This window comes from Haladaptatus sp. AB643, assembly GCF_024136975.1.
Taxonomy (GTDB): domain Archaea; phylum Halobacteriota; class Halobacteria; order Halobacteriales; family Haladaptataceae; genus Haladaptatus.
Genome location: NZ_JAMYJW010000001.1, coordinates 837,822 through 851,044, shown reverse-complemented (window position 1 = coordinate 851,044; position 13,223 = coordinate 837,822). Strand labels below are relative to the sequence as shown.

Below are 13,223 nucleotides of genomic sequence, written 5' to 3'. Positions count from 1 at the left end.
ATCGCTTCGGTTTTCCGTCGGAGCGTTGACCTCGTTGTCGTTTGACCGACGACTTGGTGTTTGCTCCGCGTCTACGTCTTATCGACGTGGGCCATCCGGTGTGTTCCCGTGGTCCCAGCGACATTTGTACCTTGGTCATCTATCGTTATGAACCTTGTTCAGAAGTTCTGCCATGATATACGTGAACAAATAACATGGAAGTGTTTTTGCCCTCTCACGCGTATCGCCATTCATGCCGGAACATCCGCTGAAACAGCGGTTCGTCCTCGATACGTCACTCTTCCTCTCGGAGGAAATCCGCGACGAAGACGAGGGGTTGGAAGACGGACTCGACCGTCTCCTCGACTCCATCGCCACCGCGAAACTCGTGCTCAACATCTCCTGTTACATGCCGCCGTCCGTCCACGACGAACTCACCAGCATCCTCGAAGAGCGCGACGTGTCCGAAACGACCGTCTCGAAGCTCGAAACGTGGGTCATCAAGAAGAATCCCGCCCGCTTCGAGGTGATGATCCCCGCCGAACTCGTCTACCGGTTCATCGACGAGATGAGCGGGCGCGTGGACAAAGGGCTACGCGTCTCCGAAAACGCCGTCCGCGAGGCGTCCGAGGACGGTCACACCAACGTCGGGTCCGTCATCTCCGACCTGCGTAGCCAGTACCGCTCGACCCTCCGTCGTGGCGTCCTGGACTCCCGCGAGGATTTCGACCTGCTCATCCTCGCCCGAGAACTCGATGCGGGCGTCGTCACCGAGGACACGGGCATCGTCAATTGGGCCGAGGATTTCGGCCTGCGATACCTTCGTGGCAGGGACTTCCCAGCGTTACTCGATTCGTATCTCGACGCCAGCGAACGTGTGTGAAAAGGGGAACAGCGGCCGTGTCCGGCGACATCGACGCCCCATACGCCTTCGACAGTCGTTTATCCGGCCCACTGTTATGCCCGGCTATGCATCCGTCGGGAGCCGACACCGTCCTCGTCCGGCACGGTGACGTGGGCGTGAAGAGTGGGAAAGTGCAGACCGAGATGGAAAAGCGGCTTCGGGACAACATCGCCGCGATACTCGAAACGAGGGATATCGACGCCGAAGTCGAGCGACGCTGGTCGCGCCTACTGGTCCACACGACCGAAGCTAACGTCGAGGAGGCGACGACCGCCGCAGCGGACACCTTTGGTGTACAGTCCGCCAGCCCCGCCGTGGTCGTCTCGCCGGAACAGGAGGTCATCGAGGAGACGCTGGCCAACGCGGCACGCGAGCAGTACGACGGCGGCACCTTCGCTGTCCGCGCCCGACGGGCCACCAAGGACCACCCGTTCACCAGCACGGAACTCGAACGAGAGGGCGGTACGGCGGTCTGGAACGCCGTGGAGGACCCGGAAGTCGATCTGGATGATCCCGACATCACGTTCTTCGTCGAAGTGCGCGACTCGGACGCCTTCGTCTTCCTGGAAAAGCGCGACGGCCCCGGCGGCCTCCCGCTCGGCACCCAGACGAAACTCGTCTCGCTCGTCAGCGGCGGCATCGATTCCCCCGTGGCGACGTGGGAAGTGATGAAGCGCGGCAGTCCCATCGTCCCCATCTACCTCGATTTGGGGGACTACGGCGGCATCGACCACCAAGCCCGGGCCATCGAAACCGTCCGAAAGCTCGCCAGATACGCCCCCAACCAGGACATGCGCGTCCGGAAGGTTCCCGCAGGCGAAGCCATGAACCTCCTCGGCGAGGAGGTCGGTCCCGCCCGCATGCTCGTCTTCCGGCGGTTCATGTACCGCGTGGCCGAGCACATCGCCAACGAGGAGTCCGCCCACGGCATCGTCACCGGCGAAGCCATCGGGCAGAAGTCCAGCCAGACGGCCCGAAACCTGGGCGTCGTGAGCACCTCGACCAGCATGCCCGTCCACCGTCCGCTCCTGACGATGGACAAGAGCGACATCGTCGCCCGCGCCCGCCGCATCGACACCTTCACCGAATCCACGATTCCGGCGGGCTGTAACCGTCTCGCGCCCGATTACCCCGAGACCAACGCGACCCACGAAATCGTGGACAACGCGGAGCCTGACGGGTTGTACGAACTGGCGAAGGAAGCGGCGGAGAACGTCGAAATCGTCGAGTTGTAAGTACCGCGTCAGTCGGAGTCGTCGCTCGACATCTCGGTCGCGGGGACGCCAGCGACGGTGGCTCCCGGGGGGACGTCCCGCGTCACGAGCGAGTTGGCGGCGACCCGTGCGTTGTCGCCTATTTCGACGCCGGGGAGGATGGTCGCGTTCGCGCCGATCATGGCGCGCTCGCCGATGACGACTTCGCCGGTTCGATACTCGTCCTGCAAAAACTCGTGACAGAGGATGGTCGCGTCGTAGCCGATGATGGCGTGGTCCTCGACGGTGATGAGGTCCGGCCAGAACACGTCGGGCGTCGATTCCAACCCCCACGACACGCCACGGCCGATCGTGACGCCGATTCCGCGTAGGAGCCAGTTTTTCAGTCGTAGGCTCGGGTTGACACGCACGAGCCAGATGACGATGTACTGTATCGCAACCCGAAGTGGACTCCGGGCGTCCGCCCAGTACTGCAAGGAGTTCAGGCCACCGGGGGTTTCGTGGCGCGTGATTCGCTCGTGGCGCCGGGTCGTATCGTCGCTCACGCCCGCCGCTTTCGTCCGAAATAGCTTGAACCTACCTCTCCGCTGGTCTCTCGTTTCGCGCGCTACCAACTCTCGACCAGTTCGAAAAACGGTTCGAGGTCGGTGACGGCGGTGGTCGGTTCGACCATGCCGGTTTCGGGGTTGTACTCCACGATACCCATCCCTTCGAGACGCGGGAGATGGGAGTGGACCAAGCCGATTTCGATCCGTTCGGGATTGCCGCCGTTTTCCGACCCCGCCATCTCTGCGAGTTCCGAGACGGTCGTCGCCTCGTCGTACTCCAACAGCGCGGAGAGGACGTGTCGGCGCTGGCTATTTCCGAGGACATCAAAGATCTCGTCACACGTGAGTTGCCGTTCCATACCGTTTTCATCAGGATGAACGGACTTGATTATAGGCCGACTGACGAACCGGTAGCCGGTGCGTACCGTTCAGTTACGGAGTTCCTGTACGTGGTCGATCCGGCGCTGGACGAGGTCGGCCGTCCCGATGTCGTGTCGCATGTGGAGACCCTCTTCGCCAGCGACGGAAAGCGCCTCCTCGGCGATTTCCTCGGCTTCTTCGATGGACTCTCCGAGACCGACGACGGCGAACGAGCGGGACGTCGTGGTGTAAATCCCGTCGTCGCGTTCGTCCACGCTGGCGTAGAAGAGGATGGCGTCGCCCGCGTTCTCCTCGCTGATCTTGACTTTCGCACCGGCTTCAGGGTCGGTCGGATAGCCGTCAGGAACCGCATACTTGCAGACGGTCGCCTTCGACTCGAAGGTGAGTGTGGGCAGATCCTCGTCGTCGCGTGCGGCGACGAGCACGTCGAGGAAGTCCGTCGCGAGGACGGGCAGGGTGTTCATCGCCTCGGGGTCGCCGAACCGGGCGTTGAACTCGATGACCTTCACGCCGTCGGCAGTGAGCATGAACTGACCGTAGAGCACGCCGCGGTAGTCGTCCAAGGCCGCGACGGTTTCCTTCAGCACGTCGACGGCCTCGTGGTAGTCCTCCTCGGACATGAACGGGAGTTCGAGACCGGCATCGCTGTAACTGCCCATGCCGCCCGTGTTCGGCCCTTCGTCACCCTCGTAGGCGCGCTTGTGGTCCTGAATCGCGGGCGTCACGCGCAGTTGGCCGTTCGCCACGAGCGCCTGCACCGTGAACTCCTCGCCGACGAGTCGCTCTTCGAGCACCACGCGCTCGTAGTCGCTGTCCCGCAGATACTCCTTCGCTTCCTCCTCGGTCACTTGGTCGCCGATGACTTTCACACCCTTGCCGCCCGTCAGTCCGGCGGGTTTCACCGCGAGGTCGCCGTCGTACTCGTCGATGAACTCGCAGGCCGCCTCCATGTCGTCGAAGGTCTCGAAGTCCGGACAGCCCGGAATATCGCGCTCCTCCATGAACCGCCGCTGGAACGCCTTGTCCGTCTCGATTCGTGCCTCGTCGGCGTGCGGACCGAAGGCGTAGATTCCGGCGTCGTCCAGCGCGTCCGAAACCCCTGCGGCCAGCGGTCCCTCGGGTCCGACCACGGCGAGCGTCGCGTCGACTTCCTCCGCGTAGGAGACGACAGCCGTCGTGTTCGTCGTGTCCAGCGTCTCGAAACCGTCGGCCAACCGGGCGATTCCCGGATTCCGGTTGCCTGCACAGGCGTAGAGGCTTGCGTCGCTCTCGGCCAGCGATCGGGCGATCGCGTGTTCTCGGCCGCCACCACCCACCAGCAGTACGGTGTCACTCATACCGCCACGATGTGGGCACAGCGGTGTAAAGGTTGCCGTTGGCAACCACGGAAGTATGCAAATTTGTGGTCATTTCAGCCGTTTCAATCACTCTCCTCGACGCGCTCAGTCAGTTCCGTGCGGAGCGACACCGCCACGTCCTCGAAATCCGCAATTGGGAGGTTGTCGCTCGTCAGCAGGATGCCGTGGTCGCCCACGATGACGCGACTGACGAATCCGTCCGAGAACGCGCGGATCGTTAGCTCGTACTCGCCGATATCCGGTGCGGATCCCTCCTCTTCGAGCCGCTGGTACGTCTCGTGTGTGCTGAATCCAAGCCGTTCGTTCGCCACCAAAACGGATGTACGTTCCATGGCCATCTCACGGTCCCCGCCGTACAGGTCGCTCCGAAGATACAGCAGTTCGGACGAGCTCGGCGTGAAGTGGATCACGCTCCGCAGCGTGTCCCCGATCCCCGTCCGACAGGTCACTGCGATCTCCTCCGCGAACGTCTCGTCGATGCCTGTTTCGGACATGTGAGTGATGTACGCTAGCGACACGCATGAGTCGTTGGAATGGTCGAACGGTCGAACTCATCATGCCAACACGTCTCCGCAACGTCCGAATCCGGAATTGTTTACCGGATGACCACCAACCCGGAGGTATGGAGAGTCTCAATCGGATGGCGCTCGAACTCGTGGACGAGGCCATCGACTTCGCGGACGAGTTGAACGTCGCCGCGTACGAACTGGACAACGAGGCCACCGTGCTCGATTTCGGGGTCGAAACCGCCGGTGGAATGGAGGCCGGGCTTCTGCTCGCCGAACTCCAGACGGCCGGATTGGCGACGATACAGAGCCGGATGGGCGACGTGGCGGGCGTGCCGATACCAACCGTCGAACTCTCGACGGACCATCCCGCAATCGCCCTACTCTGCTCGCAGAAGGCCGGGTGGGAACTCGCCGTGGACGGGTTCGAAGGACTCGGGAGCGGCCCCGCACGCGCGCTGGTCGCGGAGGAGGACGAGTACCGCCGCGTCGGCTACACGGACGCGTTCGACTTCGCCGTCCTCGCCGTCGAATCCGACACGCCGCCGACCGAGGAAGTCGCGGAACACGTCGCCGACCTCGCCGAGGTGGACGCCAACTCCGTCTACCTCCCGACGTTCGCAACCGGGAGCATGGTTGGAAGCGTCTCGGTGGCGTCGCGGGCCGCCGAACTCGCCGTCTTCCGCCTGACGGAACTCGGCTACGATCCGCTTGCGATTCGCTCCGCGATGGGCTCCGCCCCGGTTGCGCCGATCAGCCACGACGAGGCGACGGCCATCGGGCGCACGAACGACGCGCTGGCCTACGGCGGGAAAGTCCACCTCACCGTGGAGGAGGAGTTCGACCGGTTCGACGAACTGCCGTCGACCGCGAGCGACGAGTACGGCACGCCGTTCGAGACGTTCTTCGATGACGCCGACTGGGACTTCGAGGAGATTCCGGAGAGCGTCTTCGCCCCGTCGCAGGTGACGGTGAACGTCGTGGACGGGCCGACGCACGTCCTCGGGGAGACGAACGAGGACCTCCTGAAACGTAGCTTCGACCTGTGAAGTTCAAGCCCGTCCCCGAAGCGCCCGAGAACCTCGACTTCGTTCGGGACGTCCAGCGTGCCCTCCCGCTGGTGCCCGACGTGACGGACGACTGCTGTGCGCGAGTGATGCGACGGGTAGGGGTCGAAAACCGGGACGCCGCAGGAACGTGGCTCACGTTCCTGCGGGCGCTGGAACTGGCCGAGGAGACCGAAGATGGGACGTTCGTTCGTCGTCGCCGCGAACCGGAACGGAACGAACTGGCCGAATCGTTCCAAGCCCGCGTCTACGGCGCTTCGACCGTGCTGGGTATCCTGTTCGACGAAGATCCGCTCGAAGCGGACGCCGTTTTCGAGGCGTTCAGCGAGACGGTTCCATCGCGGGGACGGGATGGGGATTCGAGAGTCGAAGCGGTGGCGCGAGAGCGCGTCGGCAACGTGCTCGATTGGGCGGTGCTGTTGGGACTCGCGGAGCGAACGAACGGCGGCTACGTTCGAGCGTAGTCGCGTCATTATACAGTTTAATTGCCGTTATAAAATACAATTCCGGGTATAAACAGCGTTATAGGTTTCCAAGTGGCCAAACAATCTGTGACTAATGAATCAATCAAGCACAAATTGCGAGGAGAACTCGACCATGAGGAAATTCACAACCGACGAGTCCGATGACTTCAGTCCCCCTCCCCCTCGGTGCGTTCATTCGGAGGACCCTCGTCCGCCGACTGTTACGGCCGGTCGCGGCGTTCGTGTTCCTCGTCGTGGCGGGGGTCGTCGGGTTCAGCACGGTTCACGGCGTCGGGGTCGTGGACGCGTTGTTCTGGCTCATCGACCCGACGAGCATCGAACTCCACTTCCAAACGCACGAGGGCCCCGCGACGCTGGTCAAGGCGTACGCCATCGTGATATTCACCGGTCTGGTCGTCGTCGGACTCTGGATCGGTGAAACGTTCGTTTCGGCGGCGTTCGGCGGACAAATACACGAAGAACTACGACACATGCAAATTCAGCACGAAATCGAAAACCTCGAAAACCACGTCGTCATCTGTGGCTACGGAACGTTCGGAAAGACCATCGCGGCCCAACTCGACGAGTCGGGACGCGATGTGGTCGTCATCGAGACGAAGGAGACGGGGCATCGGAAAGCGATAGACGACGGCTTTCTCGCCGTCGAAGGCGATGCACGGCACGAGCAGGTTCTGGCCGACGCCGGTGTGTCGCGGGCGGAGACGGTCATCGGCGCGATAGACGACTCGAACGTCAACATCCAGATCATCATCGCCACCACCCAACTCGCACCGGGAGCGAAACTCATCGTCCGCGCGGGTGATGCGACGTACGAATCGCTCGCCCGGCAGGCCGGAGCGGACGAGGTCATCATCCCCGAAGTGGTGAGCGGCGAGCAGGTGTCGATGGCCCTCTCACACCCACAACGAGCGGAAAGACGGGTTTCGTAGCCCCGTTCACGCGGATTCACGAGCGGCCCGACATGGTCGCTTTTATTCACTCGTCGCGTACGTATCGGGAATGACGATCGATACCCTCCTCTTCGACTTGGACGACACCCTGCTGGAGTACGAACAGCGCTCGTGGGACGTCCTCGCGGCGTCGTTCGACCGCGTCGGTGTCGATTCGTTTTTCGACATTCCGGCGTATCACGCCCGTTACGACGAGTTCCTCGAATCGGGGGTAAGCGTGGACGACCAACGAGAGAACTGCTTCGCGGCGATTGCACGGGAGAACGGCTACGACGAGGATACCGGACGTGCGGTTGCGGCCGCGTTCGCCGAGATTCGAGACCACTCCCGAGTCCGATTTCTCCCCGGCGCGTCCGAAACGCTCGAAGCGCTTTCAGGAGAGCACGCGCTGGGAATCGTCACGAACGGCGCGCCGGAGATGCAACGGGCGAAGATGGCCGCGCTCGGCGTCGAACGGTACGTGGACACCGTCGTGTTCGCGGGCCACGACGCACCGGCGAAACCGAACCCCGAACCGTTCGAACGTGCGCTCTCCGAACTCGATGCCACGCCCGAACGCGCCCTGCACGTCGGTAACTCGCTCGACACCGACGTTCCCGGCGCGAAAGCCGCGGGACTCGGCGCGGTGTGGGTTCCGGCCGACCCGGACGAGACGCCCGACCCGACCCCGGACTTCGCGTTCGAGACGCTGCATCCGCTCAAAGAACGACCGTGGCTGGAACCGTAGCAAAACGAAGTACCGCTATTCGACCGGATGCACGTCGGTCACGGTCCCGACGCCCTTGCTCTGCCCCTCGCGGAAGACGAAGCGCTGGCCTTCCTCCACGAGGTACGGACGGAACTTGAATCGAACCGTCGTTATCCCTTTATCGCCCGGGAGGAGATGGCCACCCTCAGGTTCGAAGACGGCGGTTTCGCTGATGGTTTCGAGATGGACGACGGGTTCGTATCCGGTGCCGATGCGGGTGGGGTGGTTGAGCACCATCACCTCGGCCTCGAACTCCCGGACGGGTTTCAGGTCGGCGTTCGCCGGGAGCAACACCATTCCGCGTTCGATTTCGGGCTCTCTGACCCCTTTCAGTGCGATACCGACGATCCGGCCCGCCTTGGCCTCGTCCACGCGGTGATAGTGCATCTCGATGGAGCGGACTTCGACGGTTCGGAAGTTCCCGTCGGCCATGGGACCGAGGAGGAGTTCGTCACCCGCCTCGACCGATCCGGAGTTGATGGTACCGCTGGCGACCGCACCGACGCCGGTCACGCTGTAACTGCGGTCGATGTACATCTTGAACTCGCCGCTGTCGGCCGTCGTCTTCGGCAGTCGCTCGAACATCGTATCGAGCGCGTCGAGTCCTTCCATCGTGACCGCGCTGGTCATCAGGATCGGGACGACGTTCTCGTTTACCTCCTCGATGGCGACGTCGATGCCGTGGCGTTCGACGCGGAGCGGTACCTTCCCCACTTCGCGGAGGAGTTGTTCGACTTCGGCCTCGACCTCCGTCGCTCGCTCCTCGCTCACGGCGTCGATCTTCGTGATGGCGACGATGGTCGGAAGTTCGGTCGCCAGCAGGATACCGAGGTGCTCGCGTGTCGTCTTCGTCGGGCCGTCGTCGGCCGCGACGGTCAACAGGCCGTAGTCGAGTTTCTGGCCGACGAGGCCGCGAATCGTGGTCCGAAGCCACGGTTCGTGGCCGACGGTGTCCACGAAGGAGACGAGACGGTCGCTCTCCTCGACCACGCGAGCGCGGTCGGTTTTCCGATGCGGATTGTCCATGCGAACCGGCCCGTCGTCATCGTCGAAGCCGTACACTGCATAGGAGAGGTCCGCACTGAGGCCGCGCTGTACCTCGTGCGGTTGGACGTCGAGGTAACCGCGCGTCTCGCCCTCGCCGTCGTCGGCTTGACCGGTGACGAGACTCCCGACGAGCGTGCTCTTCCCGTGGTCCACGTGGCCCGCCGTGCCAACGACGATGTGTTCGCTGTCGATGTCGAGGACGGCACCTTCGCGGATGGTGGCGACGCCGACCAGTCCGCCGCTCCCGTTTCGCGTCGAAGCGCGGATGCTGGTCTCGTCGGCGTCGATACCCCACGTCTGGACGTCCTCGATGTGTGCCCCCGCTTCCTCGGCGAGCAAGGAGAGCACGTCCATCGTTTCGGAGAACACGTCCGGTTTGATGCCCGCTAGCCCGCCGTCGTCGGTGACGCCGACGACGTACGTCGCTTCGCCGTCCCCGGAGAGGACACGGTGGCGTAGTTGTGCAGCGAGACTTTCCATTCGCCCGTGGGCGAGGTGGATCTCCCTCGTGAGTCGTTCCTTGAACTCCACGCTGCCACCTTCCTGCTCTCCCCGGTCGAGAGCGCGCTGTAAGGCGGCGCGGTCGGCGCTCATGGAGGCGAATTAGGGATGATAGGTCAAAAGGGTTGCCCGCGTTAGGGGTCGGTTTACACCGAATCGGTACGGACGGCTCGGGAGTTGTATTTAGACGTTCGCTTCGACGGATTTGTCGCGCACGAACCGGACGGGGACGTTACTGCGACGCATCCGACCGCTCGTGACGATCGTCGCGCTTGGCACGTCCTCGTCGATGGAAAAGACGTACCACACGGTCGTGGAGTCACCCGATTCGAGTACGCCGGAGTGGCCGGTCGTGTTCGTGAGCGTCTGTGCGCCCAGCAGCGACCCGTTCGAGCGAACGGCGAAATTCTGCGATTGCAGGCCGACGGTATCGTCGCCGTCGTTCGTGACGTTCATCGAAACGAGAAGGAACCGTTTCCCGTCCCTCGCTTTGTACACGCCGTCGTCCCCTGTCTTCGGGTTCACCTTCGGGACGCGTTTCGCGTTCCAGCGGACTTCGAGCGGGTTCGCCGCGTTCGGGGTCGCCGTCGAGTCCGCGGAGACGTTCCACCCGTCGTCGGTCGCGACGTGACCGCCAGTACCGAGAATCGTCGGGGCGACGACGGCGGCGAGCGCGATAGCGAGGACCGCGACGACGACGCCAGCGACCATCTTTCGAGAAAACGCGTCCGGAATCGGGAGGGAGTCGGGAAGCGAAATCGGGAGTGGGCCGATTCCATCCGTGTCACCCGATTCGTCCGCCCCAGTCGCGTCGCCGTCGGCGAACTGCTCGACGAGGTCGTGGAGTTCGCGCGCTTCGACGATGGTCCGTAGTTTCTCGCCATCGACCAACTGGATGCCCGCCTGCGAGCCGATTTTCTCCGCGTCCTCGGTGAACGTTCCCGGAGTGACGACGGCACCCTCGTTGACGCCGTACTGCTGGCAGATCTTGACGAACTGCTGGAGTTCCTGCCCGCTGACGCCGTCCCCCGTTCGCGGCGTGGCCCAGATGAGTCCTTCCGCGCCCTCCCGCTGGAGGGCGACGAACGTCTTTTCGGACTTCTCTTTCACCGTCGTCGTCCACCCCTGTTTCCGCCAGAGAGTCGCGACGAAATCGGGAAACGCGGACTGTGGTATCTGTCGTATCATGGTCTGGGGAGGGACACCTGGTTTGTGCTGATATGGTCAATCATAGTATAAAAACTATCGTACATATTCACCCCTGTGCCCGGCGAACGACGAGAACGGCCGCCGCCGCGAGTGCCACGAGCGCAACCGGGATTCCGAATCCCGGCAGACCGTCCTTCGACACCGACTGGGCAGTGATTGACTGCTGGGTCGTAACCGGTGGGACGGTTTCCGTGGTCGTCGTAGTCGTCGTAGCCGTGGATGTATTCGTCGTGGTAATCGTGGTCGTCGTCGTGCTGGTAGTGGTCGTGATGGTCGTGGCGGTGGCGGTCGTCGTAGTCGTAGTCGTCGTGGTCGACTTCTCCGAACTGGACGCGACGACACCCGGGAGGGTTTGTTCCTGATCGCGGAGTTCGACCGTGAACGTCCGTCCCGATTCCAACCCGCTGAAATCGAACGTCGCTCCGAACGTTCGGTCTTCCGTGACCGTCGCCGTCTTCGGCCAGAAGAACGCCCCGGAACCCTTGTCGTGGGCGGAGATGTTTATCGTCGTTCCCGGCGCGAGATTCGTCGTCCCGCCGACTTTCGTCTTGCCGTCCACCACCAACACGTCGCCCGAGTGGTCGAGCGAGACGCGGCGTTTTTCGACGGTGAAGTTCGTGCTCGCCGTCTCCGTGTGGGCGACCAAGGGGTTGTCTTCCCCGATCTCGAACGTGGCCTCGTAGCTGTCACCGGCCTCGATTCCGTGTGCGTCGGTGCCGAGCATCAGATACAGAACGTCGTTTTCGTCGTCTATCAACAGCCGTTTCGCCTCGTCACCGTCGAACTCGTTCGCGACGGTGTTTCGCTTCGCGTTCGTCTCACGGAAGTGAACCCGAACGTCCTCGCCGCTCCCGTCGAGCATGGACTTGTCGAGGAACCCGGACATGCCGGAGACGTTGACGGCGAGGACGAGTTGATCGTCCTTCGCAACCGTCCCGTTCTCGGTCCGGGAGACCGACGCGCGCAGGTCGTCCGCCGTTTCGAACTCCGACACGTCCGTCTTTTCGGGAAGGACCCCAGTGCGTGCCGCCCCCAACGTGTGCTTTTTCACCGTGAACGAACCCATGTCCTGCGTGACGCCATCGACCGTGACGTTCATGTCGTACACGCCGGATTGCAGCGGTCCCTTTTCCGATGGAATCCGCACGTTCGGCGTTCCCTTGATTCCCCCCTTACCGACCGTCACGGTGCGGTTCGGGTCGGCCGCTCGGTACGTGTTGAGGTCGAGCGTCGTCGTCCCGCTCGTGACGTTCACCTGCACCCAGAAGCCGTTAGCCGTTGATCCGATGTTCACGGTTCCTCCGTGATCCGTGTGGACGGTGATCGGAATCACGTCACCACGGTCGTTAGTGGGTGAGTTGTTGACGAAAGTGGCGCTCTGTCCGTCCGCGATACCCGACGAAAACGGTCCAACGGCGAGCGTACAGAGGAGGACGGCGACGACCACCAGTGACGCGGCGCTTCGAGTCGCCATCAAGTGACAAACCCTCCGCATGATTTTGTGAACTTGTGTCGAAACACAAGATCCCGGCACATTTGGGACCTGATGGCCGGTGGAGATAGTGTCGTCATTGTTTAGTACGAGATGTGTTATGAATCATCCGTAATAAATTCGTCCGTCAGTACCGCGCGTGATAATCAGGAACCGTCAGCAATTCGTAGTGTTCGGGGAGTCGAGCGCTACGTAGACCAGTCGTTCAGTCGTAAACGCGTCTACTCGCTGAAACTGTCGTAGTAGAGCACGCCGAGTACGGTCCGCCCGTCGTACACGCCGTCCTCCGCGATTTCCTCCCGCAGTTCGTCCATGGTCGTCGTGGCGGACCGAATACTCTCGTTGTGGTCGAGGTCCTGTTCGCCGGTCGGGGTGCAGTCGTAGGCGACGAAGTAGTGGTGGACGCTGTCGGCGTAGCCGTTTGCGGGTTCGACGGTCGTGAGGTGACTGACGCGGTCGGTTTCGTAGCCGGTTTCCTCGATCAGTTCGCGTCGGGCGGCGGCCGCAAGGTCGTCGTCGTCGGGTTCGACGCCGCCGACTGGGAGTCCGCGGGAGACCCGCGACACGGCCTGTCGCCACTCCTCGATGATCACCACGTCGCCGTCCTCGGTGAACGGGAGGACGACCACGCTTTCGGGTTCCGTGATGTAATCGAAGTCCGTCTCGGTGCCGTCCGGCAGGCGGACGTTCTCGTTTCGAACGTCGAACCCCGGACAGTGGTAGGCAACGTCTGAATCGACCGTCTCCCACGCGAGCGGGTCCTTGTCGGATGCCATATGCAGTCTGTCTCGGGCGGGAACAAAGACACACCGGTCTTCCGAACGCCGTCGAAGC

General features: G+C 62.9%; 14 protein-coding genes. 6 read left to right on the top strand and 8 right to left on the bottom strand.

Annotated features, from left to right (window positions below):
- Nucleotides 1-232: 232 nt before the first annotated feature.
- The gene (locus NKF25_RS04360) at nucleotides 233-862 is read left to right on the top strand and encodes an RNA ligase partner protein (RefSeq protein ID WP_253225479.1); all 630 of its coding nucleotides are present in this window, start codon (nucleotides 233-235) and stop codon (nucleotides 860-862) included.
- 86 nt (nucleotides 863-948) lie between these two features.
- Nucleotides 949-2,118, top strand: a complete 1,170-nt coding sequence (thiI, locus tag NKF25_RS04355) for a tRNA uracil 4-sulfurtransferase ThiI (protein WP_253225478.1) — start codon at nucleotides 949-951, stop codon at nucleotides 2,116-2,118.
- A gap of 8 nt (nucleotides 2,119-2,126) precedes the next feature.
- Here thiI and NKF25_RS04350 read toward each other — a convergent pair whose 3' ends face one another.
- The 4 genes from NKF25_RS04350 to NKF25_RS04335 all read right to left on the bottom strand — a co-directional run bounded on the left by NKF25_RS04350 (nucleotide 2,127) and on the right by NKF25_RS04335 (nucleotide 4,878).
- Nucleotides 2,127-2,642 carry an acyltransferase gene (locus NKF25_RS04350; protein ID WP_253225477.1) on the bottom strand — a complete coding sequence of 172 codons (516 nt, stop codon included), beginning with the start codon at nucleotides 2,640-2,642 and terminating at the stop codon, nucleotides 2,127-2,129.
- Between the two features lie 62 nt (nucleotides 2,643-2,704).
- Nucleotides 2,705-3,004 carry an ArsR family transcriptional regulator gene (locus NKF25_RS04345; RefSeq protein ID WP_253225476.1) on the bottom strand — a complete coding sequence of 100 codons (300 nt, stop codon included), beginning with the start codon at nucleotides 3,002-3,004 and terminating at the stop codon, nucleotides 2,705-2,707.
- 69 nt (nucleotides 3,005-3,073) lie between these two features.
- The gene (purD, locus tag NKF25_RS04340; RefSeq protein WP_253225475.1) at nucleotides 3,074-4,363 is read right to left on the bottom strand and encodes a phosphoribosylamine--glycine ligase; all 1,290 of its coding nucleotides are present in this window, start codon (nucleotides 4,361-4,363) and stop codon (nucleotides 3,074-3,076) included.
- An 83-nt stretch (nucleotides 4,364-4,446) separates the two neighbouring features.
- The gene (locus NKF25_RS04335; RefSeq protein ID WP_253225474.1) at nucleotides 4,447-4,878 is read right to left on the bottom strand and encodes a hypothetical protein; all 432 of its coding nucleotides are present in this window, start codon (nucleotides 4,876-4,878) and stop codon (nucleotides 4,447-4,449) included.
- Nucleotides 4,879-5,006: 128 nt separating this feature from the next.
- Here NKF25_RS04335 and mch point away from each other — a divergent pair, with 128 nt between their 5' ends.
- The 4 genes from mch (at nucleotide 5,007) to NKF25_RS04315 (ending at nucleotide 8,119) form a co-directional block, all read left to right on the top strand.
- Complete coding sequence (gene mch, locus NKF25_RS04330) at nucleotides 5,007-5,939, top strand: methenyltetrahydromethanopterin cyclohydrolase (protein WP_253225473.1); 933 nt, start codon at nucleotides 5,007-5,009, stop codon at nucleotides 5,937-5,939.
- The gene (locus NKF25_RS04325) at nucleotides 5,936-6,421 is read left to right on the top strand and encodes a hypothetical protein (RefSeq protein WP_253225472.1); all 486 of its coding nucleotides are present in this window, start codon (nucleotides 5,936-5,938) and stop codon (nucleotides 6,419-6,421) included. Before mch ends, NKF25_RS04325 begins: the two co-directional genes overlap by 4 nt.
- A 161-nt stretch (nucleotides 6,422-6,582) precedes the next feature.
- Complete coding sequence (locus NKF25_RS04320) at nucleotides 6,583-7,371, top strand: NAD(P)-binding protein (RefSeq protein WP_253225471.1); 789 nt, start codon at nucleotides 6,583-6,585, stop codon at nucleotides 7,369-7,371.
- Nucleotides 7,372-7,441: 70 nt separating this feature from the next.
- Nucleotides 7,442-8,119, top strand: coding sequence for an HAD-IA family hydrolase (locus NKF25_RS04315; protein WP_253225470.1), 678 nt, complete (start codon nucleotides 7,442-7,444; stop codon nucleotides 8,117-8,119).
- A 15-nt stretch (nucleotides 8,120-8,134) separates the two neighbouring features.
- Here NKF25_RS04315 and NKF25_RS04310 read toward each other — a convergent pair whose 3' ends face one another.
- The 4 genes from NKF25_RS04310 to NKF25_RS04295 form a co-directional block, all read right to left on the bottom strand.
- Nucleotides 8,135-9,781, bottom strand: a complete 1,647-nt coding sequence (locus NKF25_RS04310) for a GTP-binding protein (RefSeq protein WP_253225469.1) — start codon at nucleotides 9,779-9,781, stop codon at nucleotides 8,135-8,137.
- Between the two features lie 90 nt (nucleotides 9,782-9,871).
- A complete protein-coding gene (locus NKF25_RS04305; RefSeq protein ID WP_253225468.1) occupies nucleotides 9,872-10,876 on the bottom strand; it encodes a restriction endonuclease in 1,005 nt (334 codons plus the stop codon).
- Nucleotides 10,877-10,943: 67 nt separating this feature from the next.
- On the bottom strand, nucleotides 10,944-12,371 hold the full coding sequence (locus NKF25_RS04300; RefSeq protein WP_253225467.1) for a BGTF surface domain-containing protein: 1,428 nt from the start codon (nucleotides 12,369-12,371) through the stop codon (nucleotides 10,944-10,946).
- A gap of 239 nt (nucleotides 12,372-12,610) precedes the next feature.
- The gene (locus NKF25_RS04295; protein WP_253225466.1) at nucleotides 12,611-13,165 is read right to left on the bottom strand and encodes an NUDIX hydrolase; all 555 of its coding nucleotides are present in this window, start codon (nucleotides 13,163-13,165) and stop codon (nucleotides 12,611-12,613) included.
- Between the last annotated feature and the right edge of the window lie 58 nt (nucleotides 13,166-13,223).

Excerpts from the sequence above, each read along its gene's own strand:
- NKF25_RS04315 (WP_253225470.1), top strand. The coding sequence starts at position 7,442 with ATGACGATCGATACCCTCCTCTTCGACTTGGACGACACCCTGCTGGAG.
- NKF25_RS04295 (WP_253225466.1), bottom strand. The coding sequence starts at position 13,165 with ATGGCATCCGACAAGGACCCGCTCGCGTGGGAGACGGTCGATTCAGAC.
- NKF25_RS04310 (WP_253225469.1), bottom strand. The coding sequence starts at position 9,781 with ATGAGCGCCGACCGCGCCGCCTTACAGCGCGCTCTCGACCGGGGAGAG.
- NKF25_RS04360 (WP_253225479.1), top strand. The coding sequence starts at position 233 with ATGCCGGAACATCCGCTGAAACAGCGGTTCGTCCTCGATACGTCACTC.
- thiI (WP_253225478.1), top strand. The coding sequence starts at position 949 with ATGCATCCGTCGGGAGCCGACACCGTCCTCGTCCGGCACGGTGACGTG.
- mch (WP_253225473.1), top strand. The coding sequence starts at position 5,007 with ATGGAGAGTCTCAATCGGATGGCGCTCGAACTCGTGGACGAGGCCATC.
- purD (WP_253225475.1), bottom strand. The coding sequence starts at position 4,363 with ATGAGTGACACCGTACTGCTGGTGGGTGGTGGCGGCCGAGAACACGCG.
- NKF25_RS04305 (WP_253225468.1), bottom strand. The coding sequence starts at position 10,876 with ATGATACGACAGATACCACAGTCCGCGTTTCCCGATTTCGTCGCGACT.
- NKF25_RS04320 (WP_253225471.1), top strand. The coding sequence starts at position 6,583 with ATGACTTCAGTCCCCCTCCCCCTCGGTGCGTTCATTCGGAGGACCCTC.
- NKF25_RS04345 (WP_253225476.1), bottom strand. The coding sequence starts at position 3,004 with ATGGAACGGCAACTCACGTGTGACGAGATCTTTGATGTCCTCGGAAAT.
- NKF25_RS04335 (WP_253225474.1), bottom strand. The coding sequence starts at position 4,878 with ATGTCCGAAACAGGCATCGACGAGACGTTCGCGGAGGAGATCGCAGTG.
- NKF25_RS04300 (WP_253225467.1), bottom strand. The coding sequence starts at position 12,371 with ATGGCGACTCGAAGCGCCGCGTCACTGGTGGTCGTCGCCGTCCTCCTC.